At 70.2% G+C, this 7,708-nt stretch carries 6 protein-coding genes and 1 pseudogene; 2 read left to right on the top strand and 5 right to left on the bottom strand.

From position 1 onward, the window contains the following. Positions 1 to 180: 180 nt before the first annotated feature. The gene (locus tag AC067M_RS32865; RefSeq protein ID WP_478700687.1) at positions 181 to 834 is read right to left on the bottom strand and encodes an FMN-dependent NADH-azoreductase; all 654 of its coding nucleotides are present in this window, start codon (positions 832 to 834) and stop codon (positions 181 to 183) included. Between the two features lie 133 nt (positions 835 to 967). Between AC067M_RS32865 and AC067M_RS32860 the strand changes: the two genes are divergently transcribed. Continuing rightward, positions 968 to 1,354 (top strand): winged helix-turn-helix transcriptional regulator, encoded by a 387-nt coding sequence (locus AC067M_RS32860; protein ID WP_478700686.1) that lies wholly within the window; start codon positions 968 to 970, stop codon positions 1,352 to 1,354. Positions 1,355 to 1,597: 243 nt separating this feature from the next. Here AC067M_RS32860 and AC067M_RS32855 read toward each other — a convergent pair whose 3' ends face one another. The 4 genes and pseudogenes from AC067M_RS32855 to AC067M_RS32840 form a co-directional block, all read right to left on the bottom strand. Continuing rightward, on the bottom strand, positions 1,598 to 2,113 hold the full coding sequence (locus AC067M_RS32855) for a putative immunity protein (protein ID WP_478700702.1): 516 nt from the start codon (positions 2,111 to 2,113) through the stop codon (positions 1,598 to 1,600). Between the two features lie 410 nt (positions 2,114 to 2,523). Further along, on the bottom strand, positions 2,524 to 2,661 hold the full coding sequence (locus AC067M_RS32850; protein ID WP_478700685.1) for a hypothetical protein: 138 nt from the start codon (positions 2,659 to 2,661) through the stop codon (positions 2,524 to 2,526). A gap of 100 nt (positions 2,662 to 2,761) precedes the next feature. Then, a pseudogene (locus tag AC067M_RS32845) lies at positions 2,762 to 4,566 on the bottom strand (RICIN domain-containing protein). Positions 4,567 to 4,725: 159 nt separating this feature from the next. Then, complete coding sequence (locus tag AC067M_RS32840) at positions 4,726 to 6,543, bottom strand: glycoside hydrolase family 35 protein (protein ID WP_478700684.1); 1,818 nt, start codon at positions 6,541 to 6,543, stop codon at positions 4,726 to 4,728. A 54-nt stretch (positions 6,544 to 6,597) separates the two neighbouring features. On the opposite strand from AC067M_RS32840, the gene AC067M_RS32835 reads away from it, so the two are divergent. Continuing rightward, a complete protein-coding gene (locus AC067M_RS32835) occupies positions 6,598 to 7,617 on the top strand; it encodes a LacI family DNA-binding transcriptional regulator (protein ID WP_478700683.1) in 1,020 nt (339 codons plus the stop codon). Positions 7,618 to 7,708: the final 91 nt, after the last annotated feature.

The raw sequence follows: 7,708 nt of genomic DNA, 5'->3' as shown, positions 1-7,708 counted from the left end.
GCGACCACGACTGCGCCTCCCTCTCTCTTTTCGCCCCCTCCCGCTCGCAACCCCCCCACAGGAGGAAGGAAACAACCCCACCCCCCCCCCCCCCCCCCCCCCTCCCCCGCTCCCCCCCCCCCCCCCCGCTGGGGTGCCGGGTCCCCGGGGCAGGCCCGTGATCCGGCGTCGTACGGTCTGTCAGGCGACGGCCTTCAGTGCGGCGGCCTTGCCCTTGGTGGCGGCGTCCTCGTGCGCCTTGGCCTTGGAGGCCTCGGCGAGCGGGATCAGTTCGGCCATGGCGGGGTTGGAGTGGGCCATGGTGAGCTCGGGGACGATGAAGTCGACCGCCATGCCGAGCATGTCGCCCAGGATCGCCTGCAGGAAGTTCTGCACGTACTCGTAGCCCTCGCGGGGGGTGCCGGGGGCGTAGGAGCCGCCACGGCTGGCCACGATGTAGACCGGCGTGCCCTTGAGTGGCGACTCCTCGACCCCGGCGGTGCGGCCCATGAGGATCACCTGGTCCAGCCAGGCCTTCAGGGTGGAGGGAATCGTGAAGTTGTACATCGGGGCCCCGATGAGCACGGCGTCCGCGTTCTCCAGCTGCTCGATCAGCTCCTGTCGGGGGGCGAAGGCCGCCGCCTGCTCGGGAGTGCGGTCGGCGGCGGGGGTGAACCCGGCGGACGCGGTGAGGGCGTCCAGGTGCGGTACCGGGTCGATGGCCAGGTCCCGGTAGATCACGGTGCCGTCCGGATGCTGTTCCTCCCAGGCCTTGCGGAACGCCGCCGTGACCGAACGGGAGGCGGAGGCGGACTCGGGGAACAGGGACGAGTCGAGGTGCAGCAGCGTTGCCATGAGCAATCTCCAAACGGGCCGGGAACGGCGCTACTGATGCGCGGCAGACGCGCTGCCGTTCCGTGTGTCCCTATTGGTAGCACAGCTACTTACTTTTTTTCATCTGCCATAGACGTTGCAGTACACTCCAGGCATGGAGGAAGTGGTACCTCATCCCTGCAAAACGGTCGACGCCTCGATCGCGCGCGTCTTCGCGCTTCTCGGAAAGCGCTGGACCGGGCTGATCGTCGCCGTGCTGATGGAGCGCCCGGTCCACTTCTCCGACCTGCGCCGCGCCATCCCGGGCATCAGTGAACGCATGCTGTCGGACCGGCTGACAGAGCTGGGCGCCGCCGGGCTCGTCCTGCGCGAGGTGGACGAGGGCCCGCCGCTGCGAGTCTCATACCGGCTGACCGACGCCGGCGCCGCCCTGGAGCCGGCGCTGAAGGAACTGCGGGGCTGGGCGGAGCGGCACCTTCCGGAGGCCCGGGGCATCGCGCTGCAGTGCCCGGGGAAGGAAACCGCCGAGCCCGGGAGCTAGGGCCTTTCTGATGGATCATGCCAGGCTCGCGGGGTCCGGCACGCTCCCCCAGGCTCTTCGAGCAGGGGGGACCCCCACTCGAGAACTTCATGTCCGGCTCCAGTTGTTCGGGTCTGCTGTCCACCGCGACCTCTCCGGCTGGAACTCCCGCTCGAAATCAGTCATGTGACTGCCTGTCATATCCTTTCCGGCTGCATTCCAGGGAGTCGGCCGAAAAAATCCGCTCCGGTCCCCGACGTGTGCTCAGCAGTCGAACACCGACCAGCAGATGTCGTTCCGCAACCGTTGGTCGTCAAGGACGAGCTCGCGAATCGCCTCCGGGAGCTGGTCACGCTGCCACTGGCACTCGAGTCGCCCCGCGGCCTCGCCCTCGCCCTCCGGCGCGGCGGCGCGGACGGCCTTGATCGCATAGGCGGCCGCACCGAGTTCGTGCGCGGCGACGTGTGCGACGGCCCCGGCCTGGCCGGCGGCGTACGCGGCATGCCGTGCCGCCCCACGCAGATCCCTGGCCGCGCCCATCGCATGGCCGCCGGCCGCGCGTGCCTGGGTCATGTTGACCTCGCCACGCACCCAGGCGCGGGCATGCTCGATCGCCTGACGGGGCCGTGGGTCGTCGGGCTGAACCGACTCGAAGAGGTCAAGGACGTGTTCCGCGCAGGTTGCCGCCCAAAGAGCGAGGAGGTGATGATCCGCGTCGGTGAGGGTCCCACCGCGCCGGACAGTCACGAAACGGGGGTCCCGGACCTTCGGGAGGATCATGGTCGGCACTCCTTTGCTTGCATCCGTCCCACACCCAAGGGCGCCCACGTGCGCCCGGCGCGCCCACAAGTAAAGCCTGATCCAGGGGGCGGGCCGCTGGGAGCGCACTTCCAGGGAGATCGTCATGCCGGGCCTTCCGGCCGCTGCGCAGGCCCAGCCCGTCAGTTCGTCCAGCAGCATCGCGCTCATGCCGCCGTGCCCGTACCCGGGCGGGCCTTCGTGGGCGATGCCCAGCCTGCAGTGGCCGCCGTCGTCCGGCGTCACCCGCATAGGCGGGGAGAGAGGGCCGTCCGCTCCGGTGACGGGGCTGTACATCCGCACCCCTCAGGGAAACTCGTCCACGGCCGGGATCTCCGCCCGGGCACGCCGGTGGCCGGTCAACTGTCCGGTGAGCCGGCGGACGCCGTCCGTCACGCGGTGCAGCACGTCGACCGGGTCGCCGTGCGTACGGTGGCGTCCAGCAGTACGGCGGCCAGGTCCTGCTGGACGGCCTTGCGGCCCTCCTCGGTCAGCGAACCCTGCGGGACGGTGAGCCGGGTCATCGGCATGACGAGGTCTCCCTATGGCGATCGTTATGACGCAAGGTCACGCTGGACTCTAACGATCGTTATGGCCGGAGGGAGTCCCTGTCCCTGCCGAAGCGAGGGCCTACTGGACGAGCTCCCAGTCCTGAGAGCCGTCCGCGACCGCGCTCTGGAGGGTCAGCTGCGCACCGGCGGACGTGCCGGTCAGGTACAGGCCGGTGTTCTTGACGGATTGGAGCCGGTAGAACCCGTCGTCCGTCTTGACCAGGTTCCAGCTGCCCGTGGTGCTGTTGTCCGCCCACTGGCCGATCTTCTGGCCGACGGTCGCGTTCCCCGTCCAGATGGCCGCCGCGCGTCCCCCCGACTTGTTCAGCAGCGTCACGCCGCCGTTGGGCTCGGTCACCACGTGCCAGAACTGGGTGTCCGCGTTCGCCGCCGAGCCTGGTGCCTCCAGGCGGACGTCGGGAACGTCGCCGTTGCCGATGTTCGCGTCGTTGGTCTTGTTCCCGGTGCCGATCACCTGATCCGTCTTCCGGTTCACCAACTGGTAGTAGGGGCCGTCCGAGTGGCCGAGATCGACCTCGGCGAACCTGAGCGTCGACGTGCCCTGGTTGTTGAGTATCGAGATGCGCCCGGTGCCCTCGACGTACTGCAGGTTGCGGCTGTAGCCGGCCTGCGAGGTCGTCTGGTACTCCTTCCACGCGCCGTCGCTGCGTCCGCTCTCGTTGACCCAGACGTTGCCGCTGCCCGCGGCGTTGTAGACCAGGCGCCCACCGGGGAGCCTTATGAGCACGGGGCTGCCGCCGGTCGAGAGGGCGTGTGAACCGGCCTCGAGGGGCAGTGGGTTGACCCCCGTGCCGGTGGGCGAGCCGGTGAAGAACTTCAGCGGGTCGTCAGCGATCCGGTATCGGGTGTTGGCTCCACCACCCCAGTACTCGTAGGTCAGGAGCCACTTGCCGTCCGTCGTACGGACGACGTTCGTCATGCCCGGTCGTCCGCCCCCGATCTCCGTCTTGCCGCCTCCCATGTCCTGGGTCAGGCCGGCGATGTCGACGACGGGGGAGCTCCACTGGGTGCTACGACCGTCCCAGGTCTTGTGCACCAGGATCTGGCCCTGCGAGTCCGGGGCGGTGTCGTTCGCGGGATCCAGGGTCGGGACACCCGTGGTCGCGTTGAAGCCGGTGTAGTCGTTCTCGTCGGAGTAGTAGCAGACGAGCTTGCCCTTGTGGACCATCAGGTACGGCTCCCAGAGGGGATCCACCTGCTTGTTCGTGTTCGCCGCCGCGATGTTCTGTCCGACCGCGCCCGCGCGCCGCCCTGCCAGCCGCCCGTCGCGACGACGTTGACCACCTTCCACGTCGCCCCTTCGTCGGCGCTGGAGTACAGGGCGATCGCCAGGTCCTTGCGGTCCCCGTCGTTGGACGGCGTCCAGTTCGGGTCGGCCGCCTTGTGCTCCTTGTAGTAGTAGTCGTCGCCCGACACGACACTCGCGAGGAGCAGCGTGCCCTGCTTCAGGTTCCCGACGTCCTGGGGAAGGACGTAGAGGTACGGGTTGGTCCAGTTGCTCGTGTACTTCGCGTACTGGGGGTCGCTGGAGAGGTACGCCGGAGCCTTGACCTCCGACAGCGGCTGCCACGTGATTCCACGGTCGTCGCTCTTGTAGACCGGCAGGGTCTGCTTGTCGGCACTCCCCGTCTCCGTGACGACCGTCGACTTCTCGAACGACGCCACCAGTCGACCGCTCGGCAACTGCGCCGACTTCGGATAGACCGCGCAGTTGCCGCGCCCCTTCAGGCACGGCTCGCTGCCCAGCTGGTAGAGGGTCCCGCCCGTCGGGTTGTACGCGAGTGCGCTGGACGCGGGGATCGCCAGCATCGCGGATGCCCCGACGAAGGTTCCCAGCGCCCGCCCGAATCTTCTTCCCTGCATAGCCCCTCCCGGGCGTTGCGTGCTCTTTCTGACTGCGCAGTCATGACGGCGCAGTCACGACGGAGCGGTCATGTCTACGCAGGCCCGCTGATCCCGTCAAGAGTTCGGTACGCATTCGACGAAACCGTGCCCGAGTTCCTTGGCACGGCCGGGACTTCGTCAGTCGAATTCCTCGACGTACTCCTCCGGCGGCCCCAGCTCGGGGCGATCCCGCAACTCCAGTACTCCGCCGAGCTGTTCCAGTTCCAGGACCGTCACCGTGTTCTCGCCGGCGTGCACCAGCGGGGCCGGACAGTAGAGGGTGACCTGCGGGCCGGTCGCGCGGTGGCGGCCGAGCAGGAAACCGTTGACCCAGACGAGACCGTGACTCGATCCCGGCAGCGCGAGGAAGGTGTCCGCGGGGGTGTCGACGTCGAACGTCGCGACGGCGAACCCGGCGTGCGTGCCCGCGGGGCCGGCGGCGACCGCGCCGCTCAGTTCCGCGGCGGTCCATTCCTGGAGCGCGACCGGTGTGCTGTCCCAGCCCTGCACGATGCGCCGGTCGACCAGGACAGGACCGAGCAGGCCCTTGTGCCCGCCGATGCCCGGCCCGTAGTTCACCCGGCCCAGGTTCTCGACCAGGACCTCGAGCCGTACGACGGCACCGGTTCCCCGGAGGGTGAGTTCCGGCGCATCGGGGTCCGCCACGCCCAGCCGTTGCCCGTCGGCGAAGACCAGTGCCCGGTCGCGTACGTCGGTGAGGACCAGCCGGTGCTCGCCCGCCGGAACACGTGGGTGCGCGGTGTGCAGGACCATGCCCGCGTCGAGCCCGAGTCGTTCGAACGAGGCGGGGCGCGGGGCGGTCCAGGTCGGGGCCGGTACGGCGCGCAGCCCGGCGAGCAGGTCGGCGCGGTGGACGAGGGGAACGCGGGTCGGCGGGAGCGTCGGCATGCGCGCGGGCGACCGGAGGGTGACCCGTGCGCCGAGCGCCTCGCGCACGGCGTGGAACTTGGCGGTGAGGCTGCCGTCCTCGGCGATCGGCGCGTCGGAGTCGTAGCTCGTCACGACGGGTCGCAGGCGGCCCTCGTGCTCGTTGGCGCCCGCCCACAGCCCGAAGTTGGTGCCGCCGTGCGCCATGTAGATGCTCACGCTGCCGCCGTCGGCGATGATGCCGCTGAGCGTGCGGACCGCGCTGTCCACCCCGCGGACGTGGTGCTGTCCGCCCCAGTGGTCGAACCAGCCGTTCCAGAACTCGGCGACCAGGAACGGTTCATCCGGTCGCCGTGCCGCGAGCAGCTGTCGGGCGGCACCGGGATCGGAGCCCAGCGTGACGGCCGTCAGCGTGCCGGGCAGGGTGCCGCCGTCCAGCATGAGCTCGGTGGGTCCGTCGGCGGTGAACAGCAGCTCCCGGATGCCCCGCCCGGTCAGCGCCCGGCGGTTCCAGCGCAGGTAGGCCTGGTCGTCGCCGAAGCTGCCGAACTCGTTCTCCACCTGCACCGCCACCACCGGCCCGCCCTCGCAGGCCTGGAGCGCGGCGAGGCGTGGGACCAGCTCGTCGAACCAGTCGCCGACGGCGGAGGTGAAACCCGGGTCCGAGCTGCGGAGGGCGACGTCCCGGCCGGTGAGCCAGCTCGGTAGGCCGCCGTTGGACCACTCCGCGCAGATGTACGGGCCGGGCCGGACGACGACGTCGAGGCCCTCCTCGCCCACCGTGCGGATGAACCGCTGGACGTCCCGCCAGCCGTCGAAGCGCGGAGGCCCGTCCTCGCGGTGCTGATGGAAGTTCCACGGCACATAGGTGTCGACCGTGTTCAGTCCGAGGTCGGCGAGCCTGCGGATCCGGTCCCGCCAGAGGTCGGGGTGGACGCGGAAGTAGTGCAGCGCTCCGGACAGGAGGCGGTGGGGGACGCCGTGCCGGAACAGGCGCCCCGCGCGCCAGGTGAGCGCGGGTGTCGTGCTCAGCTCAGTCACGTCAGGAGCGTATGTTATCGCTACCATCCGTAACAAGAACGCTAGGATTCACGGGAACACGGACACGCGGAACGGAGTGCCATGGACGAGGCCACCACGAGGCCCAGGCAGCCGAGCATGGCCGACGTGGCCCGGGCCGCCGGGGTCTCCGCGCAGACCGTCTCCCGTGCGCTCCGCGGCTCGCCGAACGTCACCCCCGAGACCAGGCGGCTCGTGCTCGCCGCCGTGGAACAGGTCGGTTACCGGTTCAACAGCGCCGCCAGGGCGCTGTCCTCCGGGCGCAGCCACACCATCGGGCTCGTACTGCTGGCCTCCGGCGGTTACTACGCCCGCTCGGCGGTGACCGCCGGTGTCGAGGCGGCCGCCGGCGAGGCCGGGTACGCGGTGAGCATCGCGACCATCGCCGCGCTCGACACCGCCCTGATGGAGCGGTCCCTGTCCAAGCTCGCGGACCAGGGCGTCGACGGCCTCGTCATCGCCGTACCGCTCATCTCCGTGACGCGGAAGATGGAGGACATCACCCGCGACATCCCGACCGTCACCCTCGACGGCTCGCGGACGGCCGGCGCCCGGGTGCTCGGGATCGACCAGCGGGAAGCGGGCCGGATCGCCACGCAACACCTCCTCGACCTGGGGCACCGTCAGGTCTGGCACGTCTCCGGGCCGGACGAGTGGATCGAGGCGCGTCAACGCCAACAGGGCTGGCAGGAGTGCCTGGCCGCCGCCGGCATCGAGGCGCCGCCGGTCCTGGAGGGCGACTGGTCGCCCGACTCGGGACACCGGCAGGGGCGGATCCTCGCGATGATCCCCGAGGTGACCGCCGTCTTCGTCGCCGGCGACGAGATGGCCTTCGGGGTGATCCGCGCCCTGCGCGAGCGGGACCGGTCGGTTCCCGACGACGTGTCCATCGTGGGCGTCGACGACATCGCCCTCGCGGCCTACTGCGCACCGCCGCTCACCACCGTCCGGCAGGACTTCTACCGCTACGGCGCGGCGGCCGTGGGCCTGCTGCTCCAGGGCGACGACGCCCACCCCGACGCATCCGTCGCCACCGCGCGGTTGTCGGTGCGCGCCTCCACGGCACCGCCGCGCTCCCTCTGAGCGTCGCGCCGGACGTTCACCGAATCACCTCGTGTGGGCCCCTTGCGCCTCCACGCGCCGGGGTGCCACCGTAAGCCTCCATGTTATCGGT

This window comes from Streptomyces sp. NPDC043427 (assembly GCF_056436655.1).
This window is presented reverse-complemented; position numbering and strand designations above follow the sequence as displayed.